At 47.9% G+C, this 21,570-nt stretch carries 22 protein-coding genes; 15 read left to right on the top strand and 7 right to left on the bottom strand.

Annotated elements, in window-relative coordinates; all coding sequences use genetic code 11:
- The first annotated feature begins 26 nt into the window (after window positions 1–26).
- Both flgM and flgN read left to right on the top strand, forming a co-directional pair.
- Window positions 27–314, top strand: a complete 288-nt coding sequence (gene flgM, locus LSG34_RS10350) for a flagellar biosynthesis anti-sigma factor FlgM (RefSeq protein WP_233009024.1) — start codon at window positions 27–29, stop codon at window positions 312–314.
- Window positions 311–745 carry a flagellar export chaperone FlgN gene (flgN, locus tag LSG34_RS10345; RefSeq protein WP_233009023.1) on the top strand — a complete coding sequence of 145 codons (435 nt, stop codon included), beginning with the start codon at window positions 311–313 and terminating at the stop codon, window positions 743–745. The genes flgM and flgN overlap by 4 nt, the downstream gene beginning before the upstream one ends.
- Here flgN and LSG34_RS10340 read toward each other — a convergent pair.
- Entirely contained in the window at window positions 742–1,941 is a 1,200-nt protein-coding gene (locus LSG34_RS10340; RefSeq protein ID WP_233009022.1) for an acyltransferase family protein, read from the bottom strand. The two genes, flgN and LSG34_RS10340, sit on opposite strands and share 4 nt — an antisense overlap.
- A gap of 142 nt (window positions 1,942–2,083) precedes the next feature.
- Between LSG34_RS10340 and LSG34_RS10335 the strand changes: the two genes are divergently transcribed.
- The gene (locus LSG34_RS10335; protein ID WP_233009021.1) at window positions 2,084–3,100 is read left to right on the top strand and encodes a LytR/AlgR family response regulator transcription factor; all 1,017 of its coding nucleotides are present in this window, start codon (window positions 2,084–2,086) and stop codon (window positions 3,098–3,100) included.
- Here the strand turns inward: LSG34_RS10335 and LSG34_RS10330 are convergent.
- Window positions 3,075–4,382, bottom strand: a complete 1,308-nt coding sequence (locus LSG34_RS10330) for a short-chain fatty acid transporter (protein WP_233009020.1) — start codon at window positions 4,380–4,382, stop codon at window positions 3,075–3,077. The genes LSG34_RS10335 and LSG34_RS10330 overlap by 26 nt on opposite strands.
- Before the next feature lie 133 nt (window positions 4,383–4,515).
- Entirely contained in the window at window positions 4,516–5,451 is a 936-nt protein-coding gene (locus LSG34_RS10325; protein WP_233009019.1) for a LysR family transcriptional regulator, read from the bottom strand.
- Between the two features lie 107 nt (window positions 5,452–5,558).
- Between LSG34_RS10325 and LSG34_RS10320 the strand changes: the two genes are divergently transcribed.
- The gene (locus LSG34_RS10320; protein WP_233009018.1) at window positions 5,559–5,993 is read left to right on the top strand and encodes a DMT family transporter; all 435 of its coding nucleotides are present in this window, start codon (window positions 5,559–5,561) and stop codon (window positions 5,991–5,993) included.
- Between the two features lie 9 nt (window positions 5,994–6,002).
- Window positions 6,003–6,482, top strand: a complete 480-nt coding sequence (locus LSG34_RS10315) for a DMT family transporter (protein WP_233009017.1) — start codon at window positions 6,003–6,005, stop codon at window positions 6,480–6,482.
- Here LSG34_RS10315 and LSG34_RS10310 read toward each other — a convergent pair.
- Window positions 6,475–7,476 (bottom strand): alpha/beta fold hydrolase, encoded by a 1,002-nt coding sequence (locus tag LSG34_RS10310; protein WP_233009016.1) that lies wholly within the window; start codon window positions 7,474–7,476, stop codon window positions 6,475–6,477. The two genes, LSG34_RS10315 and LSG34_RS10310, sit on opposite strands and share 8 nt — an antisense overlap.
- Before the next feature lie 186 nt (window positions 7,477–7,662).
- On the opposite strand from LSG34_RS10310, the gene LSG34_RS10305 reads away from it, so the two are divergent.
- The 4 genes from LSG34_RS10305 to LSG34_RS10290 all read left to right on the top strand — a co-directional run bounded on the left by LSG34_RS10305 (window position 7,663) and on the right by LSG34_RS10290 (window position 10,965).
- On the top strand, window positions 7,663–8,403 hold the full coding sequence (locus LSG34_RS10305) for a response regulator (RefSeq protein ID WP_233009015.1): 741 nt from the start codon (window positions 7,663–7,665) through the stop codon (window positions 8,401–8,403).
- A 2-nt stretch (window positions 8,404–8,405) separates the two neighbouring features.
- Window positions 8,406–9,701, top strand: coding sequence for an ATP-binding protein (locus LSG34_RS10300; RefSeq protein ID WP_233009014.1), 1,296 nt, complete (start codon window positions 8,406–8,408; stop codon window positions 9,699–9,701).
- 134 nt (window positions 9,702–9,835) lie between these two features.
- Window positions 9,836–10,468, top strand: a complete 633-nt coding sequence (locus LSG34_RS10295; RefSeq protein ID WP_233009013.1) for a ferric reductase-like transmembrane domain-containing protein — start codon at window positions 9,836–9,838, stop codon at window positions 10,466–10,468.
- Entirely contained in the window at window positions 10,468–10,965 is a 498-nt protein-coding gene (locus LSG34_RS10290; protein ID WP_233009012.1) for an HvfX family Cu-binding RiPP maturation protein, read from the top strand. Before LSG34_RS10295 ends, LSG34_RS10290 begins: the two co-directional genes overlap by 1 nt.
- Before the next feature lie 48 nt (window positions 10,966–11,013).
- Here the strand turns inward: LSG34_RS10290 and LSG34_RS10285 are convergent, their stop codons facing one another.
- From LSG34_RS10285 to LSG34_RS10275, 3 genes are all read right to left on the bottom strand, one after another.
- A complete protein-coding gene (locus tag LSG34_RS10285) occupies window positions 11,014–11,775 on the bottom strand; it encodes an HvfC family RiPP maturation protein (protein ID WP_233009011.1) in 762 nt (253 codons plus the stop codon).
- A complete protein-coding gene (locus LSG34_RS10280) occupies window positions 11,768–12,601 on the bottom strand; it encodes an HvfB family MNIO-type RiPP peptide maturase (RefSeq protein ID WP_233009010.1) in 834 nt (277 codons plus the stop codon). The genes LSG34_RS10285 and LSG34_RS10280 overlap by 8 nt, the downstream gene beginning before the upstream one ends.
- Window positions 12,602–12,678: 77 nt before the next feature.
- Window positions 12,679–13,140: an HvfA family oxazolone/thioamide-modified RiPP metallophore gene (locus tag LSG34_RS10275; RefSeq protein ID WP_233009009.1), complete on the bottom strand. Its 462-nt coding sequence runs from the start codon at window positions 13,138–13,140 to the stop codon at window positions 12,679–12,681.
- 304 nt (window positions 13,141–13,444) lie between these two features.
- On the opposite strand from LSG34_RS10275, the gene LSG34_RS10270 reads away from it, so the two are divergent.
- From LSG34_RS10270 to LSG34_RS10245, 6 genes are all read left to right on the top strand, one after another.
- On the top strand, window positions 13,445–13,864 hold the full coding sequence (locus LSG34_RS10270) for an organic hydroperoxide resistance protein (protein ID WP_233009008.1): 420 nt from the start codon (window positions 13,445–13,447) through the stop codon (window positions 13,862–13,864).
- A gap of 427 nt (window positions 13,865–14,291) precedes the next feature.
- Entirely contained in the window at window positions 14,292–17,378 is a 3,087-nt protein-coding gene (locus LSG34_RS10265; RefSeq protein ID WP_233009007.1) for a TonB-dependent receptor, read from the top strand.
- A gap of 161 nt (window positions 17,379–17,539) precedes the next feature.
- Window positions 17,540–18,289 (top strand): SapC family protein, encoded by a 750-nt coding sequence (locus tag LSG34_RS10260; protein WP_233009006.1) that lies wholly within the window; start codon window positions 17,540–17,542, stop codon window positions 18,287–18,289.
- Between the two features lie 13 nt (window positions 18,290–18,302).
- Entirely contained in the window at window positions 18,303–19,349 is a 1,047-nt protein-coding gene (locus LSG34_RS10255) for a cupin-like domain-containing protein (protein ID WP_233009005.1), read from the top strand.
- 30 nt (window positions 19,350–19,379) lie between these two features.
- Window positions 19,380–20,861: a tryptophan halogenase family protein gene (locus LSG34_RS10250; protein WP_233009004.1), complete on the top strand. Its 1,482-nt coding sequence runs from the start codon at window positions 19,380–19,382 to the stop codon at window positions 20,859–20,861.
- A gap of 8 nt (window positions 20,862–20,869) precedes the next feature.
- Window positions 20,870–21,547, top strand: a complete 678-nt coding sequence (locus tag LSG34_RS10245; RefSeq protein WP_233009003.1) for a DUF6445 family protein — start codon at window positions 20,870–20,872, stop codon at window positions 21,545–21,547.
- Window positions 21,548–21,570: the final 23 nt, after the last annotated feature.

Below are 21,570 nucleotides of genomic sequence, written 5' to 3'. Positions count from 1 at the left end.
ATTATCCGGGTAACCAGGTATCTATCATGGTAAAAATTGACCATTACAGTCAGGTCCAGCCGCTGATTAAAACTGATCAGCAAAGCCAGACCAGCCAAAGCAAAACCAGTGTCACGGTGACAGCGGCTCCTGAAGCTCAGGCCGCGATCAGCAGCACCACCCAAGCTGTGCAACAAGCATTTGAGCAGTTGCAGCAACAAAGCGAAGTGGATTTGGACAAAGTAGCCAAAATTAAACTGGCATTGTCCGAAGGCTCTTTGCAACTGGACGATGATGTATTAGTTCAGTCTATGCTGGATTTTCATAAAAAATGAATCAGACCGCTCTGAAGCATATTATTGCCGGACTGCAACATGATGCTGATTTGCTGCAACAGCTTAGCCCTATGCTGCAAAAACAGTATGTGCTGATGAGTATGCGCCAGAGCAGCGAACTGGAGCTGCTCAATCAAAAAGCGGCCATGCTGCTGGAACAGTTAAACCGCAATGCAACAGAACGGTATCAGGCGATGAGCGTATTGCAGTTGCAACCTACACAACAAGGTTTCGAGCGTTTGTTGTCTTCTTTGCCGGAAAAAATCCGCGAGGCCAGCCAACAATTGCTGAACAAAGTGCAGCGGCATACTGAACTTTGCCAGCAATTGAATCAGAAAAACGGCGAACTCCTGGCTCATCAACGCCAACTGATGCAAAACCTGCTGGGAATGGAAAACAAAACCAGCTATCCGGATATGCCACTAGGCTAAACTGCTTCAGCTTGCCTTTGCACCCCAGCACTGCGAACTGGTGGTTTGAGTCCAAAACACCAGCTCAGTAGCGCAGAGCGACGTATCACTTCATAACCAAGCCAGCATCCGGCAACAGTCAGTATCAACAACAATGGAAACTCTGTAATGGCTGGTATAGCCAAAGGTTTTAGCCAGCTGGCAAACAAAATAATTAAGGTCTGATGCAAAATATACCAGGGCAATACGGCGTCATTGCAGTACCTCAACAGTGGGCTATTTGTTTTTGCCAGATATGCTCCGGCATAACCTAACACCAGCAGTAACCACACCCAGTGATTCGCTATCAGCACCACTCCAAATAAAGTTTTCACCCAGACCGAAGTATCAAACTGTGCCGACACCGCAAAGATGTCATGGCGTTCCGCAATAATCAGGCTATAACAGCACAATGCCATCACCAGCCATAACCTTCTATTTGCCACCAGTTGTTGCCACCACAAATCCTGTCGCGCCAATAAAAAACCAGCAATAAATACCAGGAAATATTTGGCATGGTTATACCAGTCATCCACTAAGGCATGAGTACTGGGAAACTCAGCCCGTAAAGTCCACCAGGCCCAAAACATCAAACCAAAAACCAGCGCCAAGGCATAACGCCCCTGTAACTGCTGCAACCAGCGCGCTTGTGAAATCGACTTCAGCAGCGGGTAAAACAACAGCACCAGCAGGCTGTAACACCATAAATACGGAATAAACCAGGCATGGTTCCAGGTCAGTAACCCAATAGGACTATGATGATCCGGCAATAAGTCGGTAACAGGATTGATATACTGCCACCAGAACTGCAAATAACCCGGCTGGATCAGTTGCTGGCTTAGCGCCTCGTAATAGACTTGCGGCACGACCACAACAAACATAGTGAATAACAAGGGAATCAATAAACGTTTGGAACGTAACCCTAACAGTTTCAACCTGCTCATCCGCGGCAAGACTAAACTCAGCGCCATACCTGCCAGTAAAAATAATAAAGACATGCGCCATGGGTTGGTCAAAATCATTAAATCCTGCAGGCCAGTAAAGGTCTGCTCACTTTTAATATGCCAGCCCCAGTCGGCAACATAATACATACCAATGTGGTACAAAATCAGCAGTGCAAAAGCAATGCTGCGGAGCCAATCGAGTTCATATCGACGGCCAGTATCAGTTCGTGTCATCCTACTAATCCTTCACCCGTCGTACTTGAAGATACAGCTTTGTTGACTACGTGCTCTCGCCCCGGTCACATAAGTGAACTATGCTCCCGGGGTCTCAAACACTTGTCGCCTCACTGCAACATCAATTACTTAGGGTGTATTTATGTGGTGTAATGTTGGACTTGATTCTGTCTGCTGTGAACAACGGCGCACAGAGCTGAATAGGTTGGTGGTGGAATTAAGGGATAAGAGGTGGCTGGTGGGGACGAACGCTGTGGCTAAAAACTGGTTTGAAAAATTTGATCAACACAAGGTGCTGTATAGCTATCTGCTTTTTGCATTGTATTTGCTGATCAACAACAGCATTAACGCCAGTTCGGTCTGGATGGAGCACAACCGGGATCCCTTTTCTACTTTGCAATGGTGGGAACCTTTACTCTGGGAATACAGCAGCGCCATAGGTACTTTGATGCTGACGCCATTTTTAGTCTGGTTTTTTAACAAAGTGCCACCCCGCTTTAATGCAGTGCGCTGGCAGTTATCACTGCATTTTGTTGCCAGTTTATTGTTTTGTATTGGTCATATCAGCCTGATGGTTGCCCTACGTAAACTGGTTTATGGCCTGCTGGGCAGAGGTTATGATTTTGGCCCTTTAGCCCGTGAATTTTTCTATGAATACCGCAAAGATGTTTGGGGTTATTTATTTTTATTTGCTCTGTTTCATCTCGCGCAGTTTGTCTATCGGCGCTTAAAGGGCGACGCCATGCTGATAGGTGCTGAGCAAAACGAAGACACACCAGCCGTGACCCAAAACAGCACCACACCTGAACATTTTTTGGTGCGTAAACTGGATAAAGAATTTCTGGTGAAAGTGGGCGATATCGATTGGCTGGAATCGTCCGGTAACTATGTCAATTTACATAGCAAAGGGCGGATTTACCCGCTGCGCGCTACCCTTGCGAATACAGTAGATCTGCTGCAACACAAGGGTTTCAGTCGTATTCACCGTAGTTTAGCCGTCAATCACCATGCCATTGACAGCATCAGTTACGATCCCAGCGGTGATGGCGAAATTTTACTCAACAGCGGCGAACGACTGAATTTATCCCGGCGTTTTAAAGACGAATTCAGAGCTCGTTTTCAGGCCGGTTTGTTTAAACAAAACTCAGCACCAGACTGATGATCCCCCCTGTTACCAGCAACTGCAGCAGGCAATAGCCCATAATATCTTTAGCTTTAAGGCCAGCGATCGCCAAAACAGGCAAGGCCCAAAACGGCTGAATTAAGTTTGTCCAGGCATCGCCCCAGGCCACAGCCATGGCAATACGATTGACTTCAGCTCCTAACTCCAAAGCGGCTGGCAACATCACAGGAGCTTGCACCGCCCACTGGCCACCACCGGATGGAATAAAAATATTCACTAAACCAGCGCTGATAAAAGTCCAGAACGCCAGGCTTTCTGCAGTTGCAAAGCTAACAAACCACTGCGATAAAGACTGAGCTAAACCCGACTGCATCATCACCGCCATAATACCGGCGTAAAACGGAAACTGAATAATAATGCCAGCTCCGCCCTGAATGGCCTGCTGCAAACTATGCAATAAACGCCTTGGTGTGCCATGCAGCAAAATCGCCAGAAATAAAAACAGGAAATTCACTATATTCAGATTCAGCCCACCAGCTTTAGCGAAGTACTGCAGCAAATAAGCCCCGGCGGCCAACGCAATTAAAGCTGTGATGACAAAGCTGTTTTCCAGCTTATCGGCAGGGCGCTCTGTGGTTAAATCAGGCAGGCTTTCAGGCGCTAACTTAGCAGGGTCTATATAGACTGAATCTTCAGCTTTAGGCCGCATCAGGTAATTCAGCAGCGGCACAGATACAAATAAAGCCGCCACCAGCATCAGATTAAATAACGAAAAAATAGTGTCGGATGTTGAAATAATGCCGATTTGAGCTTCAGCAAAATGGCCAGACGTAGCAATAGTTAAAGGCACAGAACCCGACAGACCGCCATGCCAAATGACAAAACCTGAATAAGCACTGGCGATCAGCAAGGGGTAATCGACTTGTATTCGTCGCGCTAAAGCTTTAGCAAATAAAGCCCCCACTACTAAACCAAAACCCCAGTTCAGCCAACTAGCAGCTAAAGACACCAAGGTCACCAGCACTATGGCCTGACCTGCAGTGGAGGCTAGCATCGCCAGCCTGTCCAGCAGCTTGCTGACTAGCGGAGTACTGGCCAGCATAAAACCTGTCACCAGCACCAACAACATTTGCATCGAAAAACTCAGCAAACCCCAAAAACCATCGCCCCATTGCTGCGCCACAGTCAAAGGGCTTTGTTGTTCAAAGACTATGGCGGCAACAAACACCAGCAAACTCAATAACAACACAAAAATATAAGGGTCAGGCAGGTAACGTTCCACCAGTTTAACCAGGGGTTTAGCAACGGCATTCAGCATCTTTTATCCATTATTTTTATCTGCTTCTGCTATTACCATAAATCACTGAGTTTATTCGGGCAATCTATGGATTGTTGTATCTTTATGCTCTGCCTTTATGACTGCAACTGCCCATGCTCTTCCAGTTGCCCATTTATTCCAGTTGCCAATAAAGCGGCGAGCCATAAACTTCAATAAAATAATCAATCAGCACACGCACATTAAGAGGCGGATGCCGAACATGAGGGTAAATAGCAGCTATACACTGCGGCTCGGTTTTAATAGCAGCTTCATAGTCGGGTAATACTCGGATCAGCTTGCCTTGTTTCAGGCTATCGCCAATCAGCCAGTCGGGAAACAGCACCAAACCCATACCTGTCAGCGCTGCTGTAAATAAGCTGTCGGCATTGTTGGAGGTTAAAATAGCCTTCACTGGCGAGTGAACCCAGTTAGCTTGTTTTTCTCTGAATAGCCATCGATTCGGCCCTGAAGATCCGCGATACACCAAAGCCTGATGCTGAGAAAGATCGGCTGGTGTTTTTGGCTCGCCGTGTTTGTTGATATAGTCAGGAGAAGCCGCCAGATAATAAGTTTGCTTTCCGATAACCCGCGCATGAAAAGAAGAATCCGCCAAAGCACCAATACGGAAAATCAGGTCGGCCGCTTCACGGTGAGGGTCAATAAAATCGTCGGTCAACGTAAGCTCTATCTGCAACTTGGGGTATCTGTTGTTTAATTCTGCTAACCAAGGGGCTATATGCTTCTGGCCAAAAAATACCGGTGCATTGACCCGAACCACACCGGCTGGCTGCAGTGTTTTGTCTTGTAACTCTTTTTGCGCTGCACTTAACTGCTCAGCCATGGTGCGCGCATAGTCCGCAAAAATCCGGCCCGCTTCAGTTGGGATCACTGCCCTTGTATTGCGATAAAACAATTGTTGGCCCAATGCGTCTTCTAATTGCTGCACAGAACGCGACACCATTGAAGCTGACACTCCTTCCCGTCGCGCCACTATTGAAAAACTCTGTGCATCAAACACGCTGATAAAAAACAGCAGATTTCTGATACTAATTGCGTCTAAGTCATTCATTTGTGCAAATCCTGCAAAGGTGATTTCTTGATTATAGCGTTTTTCGCAATCACGCACTGCTATATGCTGCGCCGCCTGGATTAGCACTGGAGCTGTGGAGAAAAGTTATGCAGATGTTGTTATTGCTACTGGTGGTTGCAGGTGGAATGGGATTGTCGGTGGAAGCAGGTTTACTTGGCCCGCTGGGGCTTGAAGTGGGTAAGTTATGGGCTACTTTCAGTATTTTTGCTGTGGGTGCTGCCATCACTTTTATGCTGATGCTGTTTTTTAGCCCACGCAACAGCCCGTCTTTTTTCAGCCAGCCGTCATGGCAACTGCTCGGCGGCGTATTAGGGCCTGTTTATGTGGTTATTTTGACTCTTGCTGCGCCCATTATTGGCATAGCTATAACCATGGTCGGCATTTTGGCCGGTCAGGTGTTTAAAAGCCTGATCATTGATCACTATGGCTGGTTTGGTGTGCCGCACCGCAGAATGGATGCTAAACGTCTGACCGCTTTGGGTTTTATTCTGATTGCATTGATATTAATGGCCAACAGTTAAGGAAAAACCATGACGATTTTAATGATTATTCTGGCGGTGATTGCAGGTGCAGTCTTAAGTATTCAGGCTGCTATTAATGGCCGTTTGGGCGCTCAGGTAGGAGTGTTCCGCTGTGCTTTTCTGACGTTTGCGTTAGGGGCTTTAATCACAGCTTTATTGATTTTTTTCTTTGAACCTAAATACAGTGTCACTTTACTGGATGTGCCTAAATGGCAATTACTCGGAGCGCTGTTGGGTGTGCCTTACATAGTGATTATGGTGTTGGCGGTGCAACGTATAGGCACAGCTATAGCCACAGTTGCGGTGATTTTTGGTCAGTTAAGCATGAGTATGTTAATTGATCATTTTGGCTGGCTGGGCAACAGCGCCATGCCACTTTCAGAGCAGCGGCTGGGCGCTATTTTATGTTTGGGTATAGCGCTGTATTTTATTTATAGCAGTGGCAAAAGCACAGAAGCTAAGCCAATAGAAACACCAGCAGCTACTTAGTTTGTAGCTGCTTAATCAACTGCTGATGAAAACGCTCCGGGTCCTGAATATGCGGCGAATGGCCTAAATCTGCAAAAGTGATCAAAGACGCATTGGGTATAGCTTTTACTGCAGCAGGACCAAGTTTGGCGTAATTACCGAGCTTGGGCTTAAGTTCAGCCGGTGCTATATCTTTGGCGATAGCGGTATTATCCAGCTCACCAATCATCAGCAGCACAGGCATCTTCAATTGGCCAAATTCGTACAACACCGGCTGAGTGAAAATCATCTCTGCCGTTAAAGCTGAATTCCAGGCCACCTGCTCTTTGCCCTCCCCCTTGTACATACCGGCCTGCATCTCTACCCAGCGGTCGAACTCTGGCCGCCATTTGCCAGCATAATAAGTGCTCAACTGATAGTGTTTGATACCAGCGGCAGAGGTGTTTAACTCACGCTGATACCACTGATCCACAGTGCGATAAGGCACACCTAAAGCTTTCCAGTCTTCCAGCCCTATAGGATTCACCAGCACCAGCTGCTCTGTTTCGTTTGGGTATAACAACGCAAAACGAGTCGCCAGCATGCCACCCATCGAATGGCCCATCACTGTCACTTGTTTGATACTGAGCTTATCCAGTAAAGCTTTGGTATTAACCGCCAGTTGCTGAAAACTAAACTGGTACTGCTTTGGTTTGCTGGATTTACAAAAACCAATCTGGTCTGGCGCTATCACCCTGTAGCCCGCAGCAGTTAAAGCTTCAATACTGCCTTGCCAGGTGGCGGCGCAAAAGTTTTTACCGTGCAGCAATAACGCCACTTTGCCGTTAGGTTTTGCGGCGGGAACATCCAGATAAGCCATTTCCAGCTGCTGTTGCTGGCTGTTCAAACTAAGATGCTGCACAGGGTAAGGATAGTCAAAACCTTGCAGTTGTGGGCCATACACAGGCGCTGCCGCTGCCAAAGCTGGTACGGTGCTACATAAAATGCCTAACGTAAACAAGCTGGTTAATTTCACGGTAGTTCCTCAAAAAACTGTCTTTATACAGAGACTTAATATCAGCAATAGTTCATGCCACCGAACTTATAAATTCGGCTGCTGAACGCCGTTTACACAATAGAACATCAGAACTGGCCTATGTGCAGCTAGAGAACTCGAAACTGTTCAGATAAACTCAGCTTATCTTGGACACTAAGGGTAGTCATGGAACAGGTTGAACATATTCTGGTTGTCGACGACGACAGAGAAATCCGTGAGCTGGTAGGCAACTATCTGACAAAAAACGGCATGAGGGTCAGTCTGGCCGCCGATGGCCGGCAAATGCGCTCTTTCCTCGAAGCCAATACGGTCGATTTGATTGTGCTGGATATTATGATGCCGGGTGACGATGGCCTGCGCTTATGCCGTGAATTGCGGGTCAGCAAACACAAAGCCATTCCTATAGTGCTGCTCACTGCACGCAGTGACGAAACCGACCGCATTATTGGTTTAGAAATGGGTGCTGATGATTACCTGACTAAACCTTTTTCTGCCCGTGAGTTACTTGCACGTATTAATGCAGTACTGCGACGCACCCGAATGTTGCCACCTAATCTGCAGATCACTGAAAGCAGCCGTTTAATAGGCTTTGGTGACTGGAGACTGGACACCAGTGCCCGGCATTTGCTGGATGAGACAGGCACAGTGGTTTCTTTAAGTGGTGCCGAATACCGATTGCTTCGGGTCTTTCTGGATCATCCACAACGGGTGCTGAGCCGTGAGCAATTACTGAACCTGACCCAAGGCCGTGAAGCTGATATTTTTGACCGTTCAATAGATTTGCTGGTCAGCCGTTTGCGCCAGCGCCTGCGTGATGATGCCCGCGAAGCGGCTTGCATAAAAACAGTGCGCAACGAAGGTTATGTATTTACCTTGCCGCTGCAACTGCTTGAGCCAGGCTCTTGATCATGAAGCTGCGTTTGCCCCAAAGTCTGGCCGCCCGTCTGGCCCTGATTTTATTAGTTGGCCTGGTGCTGGCTTATGGTCTGTCGTTCAGCTCACAGTTTTACGAGCGCTACCAGACAGGCCGTAATGTGATGCTGAATAATTTATCCACAGATGTCAGTACTGCTGTAGCACTGCTGGACAGGTTACCTGCTGAAGAAAGAGCGGGCTGGTTGCCTTTAGTGGAAAGGCGCAACTATCGTTATCTGCTGGACCAACCCATCCTTGGCGAACCTATGGACATGAAACAGCCCCCTGCGGCTGCTCTGACTATTGCGCAGACCGTTGCCAAAAGATTCGAACCTGTATTTCAGACCATGCCAGGATCACGGCCACATTTTCAGGTACATATGACCTTAAGTGACGGCAAATCACTAACCTTGGATGTCACTCCTGGCGCTATACCTGTAGCTCAATGGTTGCCACTAGTGCTTATTCTGCAGTTACTGGTCTTGCTGGGTTGCACCTGGCTGGCGGTGCATATGGCCATTCGCCCACTGACCCGCCTGGCGCAAGCTGTAGACCAACTAGACCCGGATGCACCTAGCCCGTCATTGGATGAAAAAGGCCCCAGCGAAGTCGTATACGCAGCCCGTGCTTTTAATACGCTGCAAAGCCGTATTGCTACTTTTCTGAAAGAGCGGATGCAACTGCTGGCCGCTATTTCTCATGATTTGCAAACCCCTATCACCCGGATGAAACTGCGGGTCGAGCAAATGAATGGCTCGCAGGAAAAGGACAAGTTGTGGAGTGACTTAAGCGAAATGCAGCATCTGGTCAGGGAAGGTGTGGCCTACGCCCGCAGTATGGACAGTGCCGCAGAGCCAGAATGCCGTATCGACCTGGATGCCTTTCTCGATAGTTTAGTTTGTGATTATCAGGACAGCGGTCAGGCCGTCAGTCTTAATGGCAGCACGGCAGCAGTGATCAACACCAGACCTCATGCACTGCGCCGAATCCTGACCAATCTGACAGATAACGCGCTGAAATTTGGCGGCAGTGCCGAATTAACAGTGCAAAACACAGAATCCGGCATCCAACTGCAGGTACTGGATCACGGGCCTGGTATACCTGAAGCAGAACTGGAACAAGTACTGCAGCCTTTTTATCGGGTCGAAAGTTCTCGCAACCGCGAGACTGGTGGCACAGGACTGGGGCTGGCTATAGCACAACAACTTAGTCAGGCGCTGGGCGGCAAACTGACGTTGAATAACCGCATTGAAGGTGGCTTATGTGTCACTGTCGAATTCCCTCGCTGATGTAACAAGCCCGGATACATAGAGATACAAAAGGCCTGATCGCCGACATATTGGGGATACAGCACTCACAGAGAATGGACAGCGAAGCAGCGACTGCATCCCGCAAGGCGCGCTTAATCTGAAGGATCCTGTCCATGACTTATCCCAACTCCGGGTCCGGCCTGCGTGGCTGGACTTTGTTTGCGCTGCTGTCTTTAGCTGTACTGCTGTTTGCGACCAGTACCATGCTGTGGCATACCGAATTAGTGGATGCATTACGCAGCGCTATTCGTGTGACAGCACGAACTTCTTTTGTATTGTTCCTGCTAACCTTTTTAGCCTCTTCGCTGGTTATTCTGCTGCCAAACCAGAGCACCAAAGCCTTACTTCGGGAAAGACGCTTTCTTGGCTTGTCCTTTGCGTTTTCGCATCTGGTGCACGGTATTCTGATCCTGATGTACGCTCAGATGTTTCCTGAAACCTTCTGGAATGGTCGTACCGCCACAGCCAATATTCCAGGTTCTGTTGGTTATCTGTTTATTCTGTTGCTGACGATCACTTCCTTCCCTGTGATGATCCGACTGCTGGGTAGCACCCTGTGGAAACTACTGCACTCGACCGGCACCTGGGTGATAGCCGCTATTTTCTGCCTGTCCTTTTATAAACGTATTCCGATGCACCCCTGGTATCTGATTGCGTTCAGCATCATGGTGTCGGCTATAGCGCTGAAACTAACGGCAAAACTGGTAGTCCGTGCCCGTAAACAGTCAAAAGCTGGAGTGGTATAGTGAAGAACTCAGTGAAGGTCCTGATCCAAACTATATCTGCACATCTGAATACAACCGGTTTATGGCTGGCTGATATTCCACTGCGGTTGTTTCTGGCCTGGGAGTTTTTTGAAGCAGGCCTGGAGAAATGGAACGGCGAGAACTGGTTTGCTCAAATCCAGTCGAATTTTCCTCTGCCGTTTAATCTGTTACCGGCCAACCTGAACTGGCAGTTGTCGATGTGGGCGGAGTTAATAGCACCGGTTTTGATACTGCTTGGCTTTGGCACACGCCTGGCAAGCCTCGTGCTTATCGTATTGACGATAGTGGCCACTGCTGCAGTACATTGGCCAGCGGAGTGGTCCACTTTATCAGAACTGGCTATGGGCTATTCCATCAGTGATAAAGGCTATGGCAACTACAAGTTACCTTTGATTTATATGGTGGGGTTGTATTTCCTGCTACTCAAAGGCTCAGGCCAGTTAAGTGTGGATGCGTTGCTGCGTAAGCGCAGTTGATACTGAATTAATGCTGTACTGCAGGTGGTAAAAGGGCTGAAATTATCTTCAGCCCTTTTTATGCTTCAGTGCCTGGCCCGAAATAACTGCCTGCTGATGCAGCTTTTCCAGCAGCGCTTTGCCTGCAGGTAAAACCGTTTCCAGTGTGACACCCATGCTATCTGCCAGTGCGGCAAGATGCTGTCGCCCTGTCCACTGCTGTTGCTGTATAGAGATCAGCAAGCTATACGCCAGAGGAGCAAGACGGGAGAAGTGCACTTTATGGTCGGCTTTGCGCTGCGCCAGCAATAAGGTTGGTTCTGACAAAGGCTGCTCCAACAAATAAGCAGGACCAATATCGCAGACCGGCCACTGATAGGCTAAAGGCCAGGCCAAGTCAGAGAGGGCAAGCACAGTATCCAGCAGGTCAGCCGATGGATGAACAACAGGTGGTTGAGCATTACTGAGCAGCAACACAGTTTCAACCTGCTCATAATGCGCAAGCTCGGCAAGCCATAGCGGCAGCTTTAAACGCTCCGCTACTCCTTGCTCCAGATAAAGCGCAAACTCAGAGGCAAGTTCTGTGAATAAAGGCGTTTGGCAGCGGTAATGGGCATAAAAATCCTGCACCAGCCGGTGCCAGTCGGCAGGGCCAAGGCTGGCGGAAAGCACAGGAAAACCAGAGGTCAACATGGCTTCGATGTTGCCATAAAACAAGCGGCGGTAAATCGCCAGACGCCGGGCTTCCATCCCAGGTGGAGGTGCACAACCTGCAGGGTCGCGCACATAATGCGCCAGACAAAGTAATTGCTGCTCTAAGGTCTTATCCATGGCGGACTCCTTGCTGTTGCAACTGGCGTATCTGTGACACCTCAGCCAATAACTCCGACAAAGGCGGAAAGTTAAAGTCCCGCTCCAGCAATGAAGGCACAGCGCCAAAACGCTGATAAGCCTGACGCAGCAAACTCCAGACATCGTTTTTTACAGGTGCACCATGAGTGTCGATCTTCAAATCCGCCGCTTCGTCATAGTGACCTGCCACATGCATATAGACCACCCGCTCAGCCGGAAGAGCCGCCAGATAGGCCGCTGCGTCGTAACTATGGTTGATGGAGTTCACATATAAATTATTGATATCCAGCAGCAAGTCACAATCGGCTTCGCTGATGACAGCCTTTAAGAAATCAATTTCAGCCAGGGCCTGAAAAGGCGCGCCATAATAAGAGATATTCTCCACCGCAATACGCCGCCCAAGCACCTCCTGTACCTGACGGATACGCGCCGCCACATGCAATACCGCTTCGTCCGTAAAAGGCAGAGGCAATAAATCGTATAAGTGGCCTTCATCGGAGCAATAGCTCAGATGCTCACTGAACAGAGGCACCTGATAGCGTTCGAGAAAAGCACGGGTACGCTGCAGCAACTCCATGTCCAGTGGCGCAGGGCCTCCTAAAGACAAGGACAAGCCATGACAGCTCAGTGGAAAACGCTCCGCAAGGCTCATCAGCTGCTGGCCATAAGCACCACCGACATCTATCCAGTTCTCCGGCGCACATTCAAGAAAATCAACTGCATGGGTATCCATGCTCAGTAATTCAGGCAATAAAGCACGGCGTAAACCCAGGCCTGCGCCTTGTAAAGCAGGACGTGCAGTCATTCGTTCTCTCCTCAAATAAAAAAGCCCCCGACAGCAAAAGCATGGCGGGGGTTAGCTTAGTTAGAACACCAACTAAATTACTTCGCCTGACTCAGGCGGGTAAACAGCTCTTGTGGTAAGTCTTTGCCATTGGATTCATAAACACTTTTCATGTATTTATAGGTCTCTGCTTCAGACAAAAAACCATCGCGGTTTGTATCAATTTCGTTAAAGACTTCAGCCCGGGTTGGCGCCACAGCCAGAAACTCTTTGCGCGAAACCAGATTGTCATCGTCTGTATCCGTAGTGGCAAAAGAGGCATCACCACATTTACCTTCACCACACTTGCCTTCAGTCGCTGCTACTTTGGCGCTGCTTTCTGCTGCACCACATTTGCCTTCGCCACATTTACCTTCACCTACTTTTACCAAAGTCGCCAGTTGATAACCTTGAGGTAAAGAGTCCATAGCAAAGGCAGCTGAGCTCAGATTCACAGCACCGACTAAGGCAACGGCTATAAATCCTAAACGAGTTGTTTTTAACGATTGATTACGAGACATGTTGTTTCTCCAGATATGTAACGCGGCATGTCCGCGTGCTGATGCCATGATGGCGTATTGCCGAACAAAGTCTGTTTGTTCGGGTAGAGCTATTAAGCCCTAGCCTTGTATCCGCAACGTATCGGGGAGCAACTGAATTTGTATCACTCTGTATCTATAAGGCTGGTAGTTACAAAACATTACACCGGAGCCTGATCAGGACATATCCGGTGCACATTAAAGTGAAAAACTAATTCACATTGGGCTGTCACAACCGGGCAGCGCCTTTAATACGCAAGCCACCCACCACTGAAAGGAAAGAATGATGATCACTACAATAGATAAAGTTGTTTACACAGGTAAAACCCACACCACTGGCGGTCGCAATGGTGAATCTCATAGCTCTGATGGTCGTTTAGAGATTAAACTGTCAGCCCCAGGTTCATCAGGTCCAGGCACTAACCCAGAACAATTGCTGGGTGCTGGCTGGTCCGCCTGCTTTATTGGGGCTATGGGCAAAGCTGCAGCAGAGCTCAATCTGACGCTGCCTAAAGAGACAGCTGTAGACGCAGAAATTGATTTGGGATTGACTGACAATGCCTATTTTTTGCAGGCACGGCTGAATGTCAGTTTGCCGGGTCTGGATCCACAAGTTGCAAAACAGCTCACGGAAAAGGCACATCAAATCTGTCCTTACTCTAAAGCAACCCGCGGCAATATAGCTGTGACTATTCAATTAATTTAATTCTAAAAAGGCCCGCTTTTATAGCGGGCCTTTGATTTCCCTCTCCACCCCCTGCGCCGTATTTTAATCGCTGAGACTTTACATCTTTTACTGTCGTTCCCTTTTTAAACTCCAAACACCAGCATCGTTTTAGCAATTCCCTAAATTAGCTGATGCTTTTAGCTGTTAAACCCCTTGTTCAGTTCTTCGCCAGTTAAAAATGTAAAAAAAAGCAAGAGGGTAACGCATTTTGGCAACTTCAAGGTTCTGGCAGTATCACTACAATGAATTTTGGGGAGTTGGCAATTCGGCGTGTAAGTGGAGGAAGCCGGTAAGTTCAGCACCTTAAAAAAACAAACAGCATAACGGCATTCAGTGGGTGCATTGCACTTCGCTGGTTATCTGTTTGATTCAGGTGACTAATACAAATCAAGAGGGTATGGATAGAATGAAAAATAATAAGATATTTACCAGAACAGCAGTAGCAAGGGCTGTCACCCTGCTACTGAGTGGCACAGCAGTGTTGCCACTTTATGCGCAGGAAACACAACAAGCACAAGAAACTAAAGCAGCAGAAGCACCAGTTGAAATTATCGCAGTTTATGGTGTGCGCTCCAGCTTGCAACAAGCAGCTGAAATTAAACGTAATTCGATGGGGGTGGTAGACGCCATCTCTGCTGAAGATATTGGTAAGTTCCCGGATACCAACCTGGCAGAGTCTCTGCAACGTATCTCAGGTGTGTCCATCAGTCGTACTAACGGTGAAGGTACTGAAGTAACAGTTCGGGGTTTTGGTGGTGACAATAACATGGTCACACTAAACGGCCGTACTATGCCTGCTGCTAACACTTACGCGGCGGGTTCAGGTGCAGATGGTTCAAGCCGTGGTGGTAGTGCCCGTGCTTTTGACTTCTCTAATCTGGCTTCTGAAAGTATCAGCGGCGTTGAAGTTTATAAAACCAGCAAAGCCAATGTGGCCACTGGTGGTATAGGCGCTACTTTAAATATCAAAACAAACCGTCCGCTGGAAAACTCTGAAGATATAGCCAGCATAGGTGTAAAAGCAGCGCATGACACTACCAACAGAGCTGGTGATGATATTACCCCTGAAATTTCAGGTATTTTCAGTCATGCCAGTGAAGACGATAAATTTGGTGTCAGTGTGTCTGCAAGTCATCAGCAACGCGACTCAGGTTATACTGGCGCTACAGTCAATGACTGGCAAGTGGGCTACTGGGACGACCTGGCTGATGCAGATCGCTTATGGAACAATGCTGACACTGTTGTCAATAACGCCCCAGACCAGGGTCAGTTGTACGCACGCCCTAACGATATTCGTTATGCTTTTTCAGACTCACAACGTGAACGCGACAACGCGCAGTTGACCTTGCAATTTAAACCGTCTGAAAAATTCACTGCGACAGGTGATTACACCTACGCTGAAAACAATATTGTTGAGCACAGAGGTGAAGTCACGAACTGGGTTCAAACCGGTAACAACACCAAGCAAGTTGATTTTGATAATAACTTAGTAAAAACGCCTACTTACATTAAAGAAGAGTATGCAAGCACTGTAGATGAAGGCTACGAGCAGCAATGGCGTGAACAAACCAATACGCTGAAGTCTTTGGGCTTAAACTTAGAATATGACTACAGCGATGATCTGACGTTTGTCTTTGATGCTCACGATTCCAAGATGCACAGCCGTGGCACTGGCCCACGTAATTCAGGTGAATTAGCTGTAGGTTTAGGTGCTCCTATAGTTGAGTCCCGTGAATGGTTCTGGGGTGCAGATTTACCAACTTATCTGAACGTTTACAACGATTCAGCTCCAGGTAAAGGTGCCAATGGCAACGGTATGGTGGATGCTGGTGATGTAGGTTCCTCTATAGCCCGTATTCGTAACGCTGGCCAGGAAAGTGATATTCAGCAATTTAAACTGGATGCCATTTATTTAGTAGACAACGGTCGTTTCGACTTTGGTGTCGAAATACGCAATATGGAATCCCGTACCATTCAAACTGCGGGTAATAACATTGCCCTTGGTAACTGGAACGTAGGTAATCCAGGCGAGTTTGGTGATCTGATCCAGCCATTTGATTTACCTGGCGAGTTCGATGACTTCACAGCTTTACCTGGTGGTTACGGTTTTATTGCTGATCCACGCGCTTTATACACCGCAGCTTTAGATCTGTATCCAGGTATTCCTACAGCGTCTGAAACATCGCTGTCTTCTGACAATATAGTCAAAGAAGACACCATGGCGGCTTACTTCCAGATCTCTTTGGGTGGTGAAATCGGCAAAATGCCATTTGATGTATTAACTGGCTTACGTTACGAAGAAACTGAATCTGAATCCAGCTCGCTGGTCAGCAGAAACTATTTCCGCTGGGAAGATAATAACGACATCGTCGCTTATGTGGACAGTACTGTGCCTGCACAACCATTTAATGCAGAAAACAAGTACGACTACCTGTTACCAAGCTTAGACTTTACGCTACACCTGAGTGACGACTTAATCAGCCGTTTCTCCTTTAGCAAAACAATAGCCCGTGCAGGTTTAGGTAGTTTAGGTGTATCGGCTTCTAACTTTGGTGGCGGCGGTGGTTCTACCCTGTTAGGTGCTCAGCCAACAGCCAACGCATCAAACCCTGCACTGCTGCCACTGGAATCATCCAACTACGATTTATCTTTAGAATGGTACTACGATAATGGCAGCTATATGTCAGCTGGTTTATTCCAAAAAGACGTAGTGAACTTTATCGGTAGTCGTCAGGTGGATCAGCCATTGTTAGGTATTCAGGATGTCACAGGTGGCCCTCGTGCTATAGCTGCTGCACAAGCGGTACAGGATGCAGGTTTCCCGCTGGATGATACTTATCTGTATGCGATGATGGTATTTACTGAATACCGTAACCATCCGGATATGATTGCTGAATTTGGTGCTAACCCTCAGTTTACCGGTACTCCGGAGCAAATTGACTTCCTGGCGAGCAACCCGGGTTTTGACTTAATAGCCAACGCTGATGATCCGGAATTGGAATTCCGTACCAGTACACCGGATAACAACAGAGCAGCCAAAATTCATGGTGCCGAGTTTGCTATTCAGCATTTCTTTGGTGAAACAGGTTTTGGTGTGCAGGCGAACTACACCATAGTTCGGGGTGATATTGGCTTTGATGTGAATGCCAACCCGGGTGAGTCTCAGTTTGCGTTACTGGGTCTGAGTGATACAGCCAACTTAATCGGTATTTATGAGAAAGAAGGCTGGACAGCACGGGTAGCATGGAACTGGCGTGATGAATATCTGGCAGAGGTTAACAAAGGGGGTTCAAACAACCCACGCTTTGAAGAAGCCTACTGGCAGTTGGACATGAACCTCGGCTACGATGTAAACGATCAACTGACGGTATTTATCGAAGCGCTGAACCTGACAGGCGAAGACAGCCGGTCTCATGCCCGTAACGAATCCATGTTGTGGTATCTGACAGACCTGGATGCACGTTATCAGGTAGGTATGCGTTACCAGTTCTAAACGTAAGAATATAAGCAGTTTTTTACCCAAAGTAATTGGAGTTGCAGCGCGACGACAAGTGATTGAGTCCCCAGGAGCATAGTAGCCTATGTGACTGGGGCGAAAGCGCGTAGTCAACAAAGCTGCAGCTTCAAGTACGAAGGGTAAACAGGGACATTAATATGACCAGGCATGTGTTACTGAATAATATCGACCATCAGAATACCCGCGTTATCCATTACTTTGGGCCGGAGTTTGGCGACAATCTGCATAGCGCTCTGGTGTTCCCCACTGAATTTACTGAATTACAAAAAGAATATCCGATCCTGCTGCGAAAAGACGACCCACAAGGCTCCTATCAGGCTGTCGCTTTATTAGGTTTTGCCGCGGCAGAAAATTTGTATCTGAATGACCAGCATGCGACAGGTTGGGATGCGCGTTATATTCCGGCCAGCATTGAAAAAGGCCCTTTTCTGATTGGCTTCCAGCGCTCTATGGGTATGCAGGACGAAATGCCAAACGCTGTGGTGCATATGGATATGGATCACCCCAAAGTAAACACAGAACAAGGCCAGCAATTGTTTTTATCTCAGGGCGGCAACAGCCCTTATCTGGAACATATTTCGGCACGTTTAGAAACTATCCATCAAGGCACAGCTGTAGCGCCGGTGTTTTACAAAGCGCTGGAGCAACTTGAGCTGGTAGAGCCTGTCACCATTGAATTTGCTTTGCACAATAGTGAGAAAATCCGCTTGCTGGGTAACTATTGTATTAATGAACAACGGCTGGCGACTTTACCTGCAGAGGCCCTTGCCAGGCTGCAACAGTCCGGCTTTTTAGCGCTGATTTACGCCATGGTGTTTTCGATGGGTAATATTCGTCATTTAATTGAGCGCAAAAACAATAGTTTGCGCCAGCAACAGAAGCTGTGACGGGGGCCTGCGTGTGACAGAAAACGCCAGCCTGGCTATTAGCCGCAAAACCAGAGAAATCCAATGCCAAAGTGGTGTAATCCCGGCTGAAGTTCTGTCGGGTGCTGAACCTGTGATCCTCAAAGGTCTGGTCAGTCACTGGCCTTTAGTGCAACTGGGCCAACAAGGTTCTGCTGCTGTGGCAGATTATTTGTGCAGTCATTACAACGGCAAAGCCACTCAGGTTTTTTATGGCGACCCGACTCTGAATGGCCGTTATTTTTACGACGAAAGCTGCAAAAAACTCAATTATGAAACCCGGCTGGGTCAGGTTGATCAGGTACTGCAGCAAATATTACAGTGGCAAGAACTGGAGCAACCGCCTTCTGTTTACATAGCCTCCAATTTGCTGAGTACTCATTTTCCAACTTTGCGGCAACACAACGATATTCAGTTGCCCAAACCGGCTGTGAGTTATGACACCGAACCCGACAGAGTCAGTATTTGGCTAGGCAATAAATCCCTTGCCGCTTGCCACTATGATTCATCAGAAAACCTGGCCTGCTGTGTGCTCGGTAAAAGACGTTTTAGCTTGTTTCCACCGGATCAGATCAGTCATTTATACCCGGGTCCATTAGAGCCGACACCAGGCGGTCAGGTCATTAGCATGGTGGATTTCGACAATCCAGACTTAGAGCGTTTCCCTGATTTTCCAAAAGCTATAGCAGCAGGACAAATTGCAGAACTGGAACCAGGAGATGCACTGTACCTGCCAAGCATGTGGTGGCATCAGGTGGAAGGGTTAATGTCATTTAATATTCTGATCAACTACTGGTGGAGCACAGCACCACGCTACACAGGTTCAGGCACTAATTTGCTGTATCACGCGCTGTTATGCCTGCGTGACAAACCAGAACACGAACGCAAAGCCTGGCAAGCCGTGCTGAATCATTACATTTTTGACGATCCGAAAAAAGCCGGACAACACTTACCAGAACAGGCCCGTGGTGTGCTCGGTGAGCTGGACGAGATGCAAGCCAGACAACTACGGGCCATGCTGTTAAACAGACTAAATCGCTAGAAAAATTATAAAAATCAAAGGGGATAGACGATGCAACAAGTAAAAAAAGTAGTGATAGCAGGCGGCGGTACAGCAGGCTGGGTTGCAGCTGCAGCTTTGTCCAAACGTCTGAAAGGTCTGATTGAGGTAGTGCTGATTGAGTCAGAAGAAATTGGCACTGTGGGTGTTGGCGAGTCTACAGTACCGCCGGTGCAACTGTTTCATAACTTACTTGGCATAGACGAACAGGACTTTATGAAAGCCACGGACGCTACTTTTAAACTGGCTATCTCTTTTGAAAACTGGGGCCAGACAGGCGATCAGTATTTCCACCCTTTTGGTGTCACAGGCAAAGGCAGTTTTTTAACTGACTTCCAGCACTATTATTTACACGGCTTAAAACAAGGCGTCGATGCGCCCTTTGGCGACTATTGCTACGAATTACAGGCCGCTAAATTACATAAGTTTGGCAAAACCGAAAAGTCAGTGATCAACTATGCCTACCATCTGGATGCCGGCCGTTACGCCCGTTTTCTCCGCAAGTTCAGCGAAGATTTAGGCGCGGTGCGTATAGAAGGTAAAATTGCTCAGGTACAGCAGCATGTCAACGGTGATATCCGCTCCTTAGTGCTGGAATCAGGTCAGGAAATAACAGGTGATTTGTTTATCGACTGCACTGGCTTTAGAGCATTGTTGATCGAACAGACCTTAAAAACTGGCTATGACCGCTGGGACCATTGGTTGCCTTGCAATAAAGCCGTCGTAGTACAGACAGAACCCGGCCCAACTATGCATCCTTACACCAGAGCTATAGCACATGACAGCGGCTGGCAATGGAAAATTCCATTGCAGCACAGAGTCGGCAATGGTCTGGTGTATGCCAGCGATTATTTATCGGACGAAAAGGCGAAGCAACGTTTGCTGGATGGGCTGGAGGCTCCTGCCTTGTTTGAGCCCAGGGTACTGAGTTATCAGACTGGACGTCGCAAAAAGCTCTGGAATAAAAACTGTGTCGCTATTGGCTTATCCAGTGGTTTTATCGAACCCTTGGAATCGACCAGTATTTTCCTCTTTATGAGTGGCATTATCCGTTTATTAAGACTATTCCCCTTTAATGGCGTCACTCCGGCTTTAACTGAAGAATACAATCAGCAGTCCATTACCGAAGTGGAAAAAATCCGCGACTTTATTATTCTGCATTACCACCAGACAGAACGTAACGACAGCCCATTCTGGGATTATTGCCGCACCATGTCCATACCAGACACGCTCGCGCATCGGATGGAATTATTTAAAGAAAGTGCTCATGCCTTCCAGACCGGCGATGAAATGTTCAGGTTGGAATCCTGGAGCCATGTGATGTTGGGGCAACGGCTGCAGCCGCAAAGTTATCACCAGTTGGTCGCTGGTTTAGGTCAGGGCGAATTAAGCCGTCATCTGCAAAGTATCCGCGAGACCATTAACGCTGCGGTCGACAGATTGCCATCGCACCGTGATTTCTTGCGTCAGTATTGCCCTTCTACTCTGAACTGACACAATCAATGCAGATCACCAGGCTTACGGTAGGCAATGAACAATCCCCACTTTTAGTGGTGGATAACTTTATTCCACAGCCTGAAAGCCTGGTGGATTATGCAGCGAGTCAGACATTTCTGGCCAATTCGCCCTATTACCCAGGTGTTCGTGCTGCGGCACCTGCTGCCTATCGGCAATTTATGCTGCAAAGCCTGCAACAAACTTTGATTGATTGTTTTGAACTGCCAGCGACAAAACTTGGTTTTTCAGTCTGTCATTTTTCAATGGTGACTACGCCGCCAGAGCAATTAAAACTGCTGCAACGTATCCCACATTTTGATACCACGGAAAAACACGCACTGGCGGCTGTGCATTATTTATATCAGGGTGATCAGGGCGGGACGGCCTTTTATCGGCATCGAAAAACAGGTTTTGAATGCATAGATGAAAGCCGCACTCTGGAGTATTACCGCTCACTGGAAAGCGAAAATAACGGCCCCCATCTGCCTAAAACGACTGATGGTTATATTCAGGGTGATACACCCTTGTTTGAACAAATAACACAGCAACCCGGCGTATTTAACCGGCTTATTGTGTATCGCCGTCATTTGCTGCACAGCGGCGTGATTACTAAAGACACCAGCCTATCAGCCGACCCGAGACTAGGTCGGCTAACCATCAGTAGTTTTATTGACCCGTCGTAACTTGTAGGGGCCGTGGCTTGTCC

This window comes from Rheinheimera faecalis (assembly GCF_021290965.1).
Lineage (GTDB): Bacteria > Pseudomonadota > Gammaproteobacteria > Enterobacterales > Alteromonadaceae > Pararheinheimera > Pararheinheimera faecalis.
This window is presented reverse-complemented; position numbering and strand designations above follow the sequence as displayed.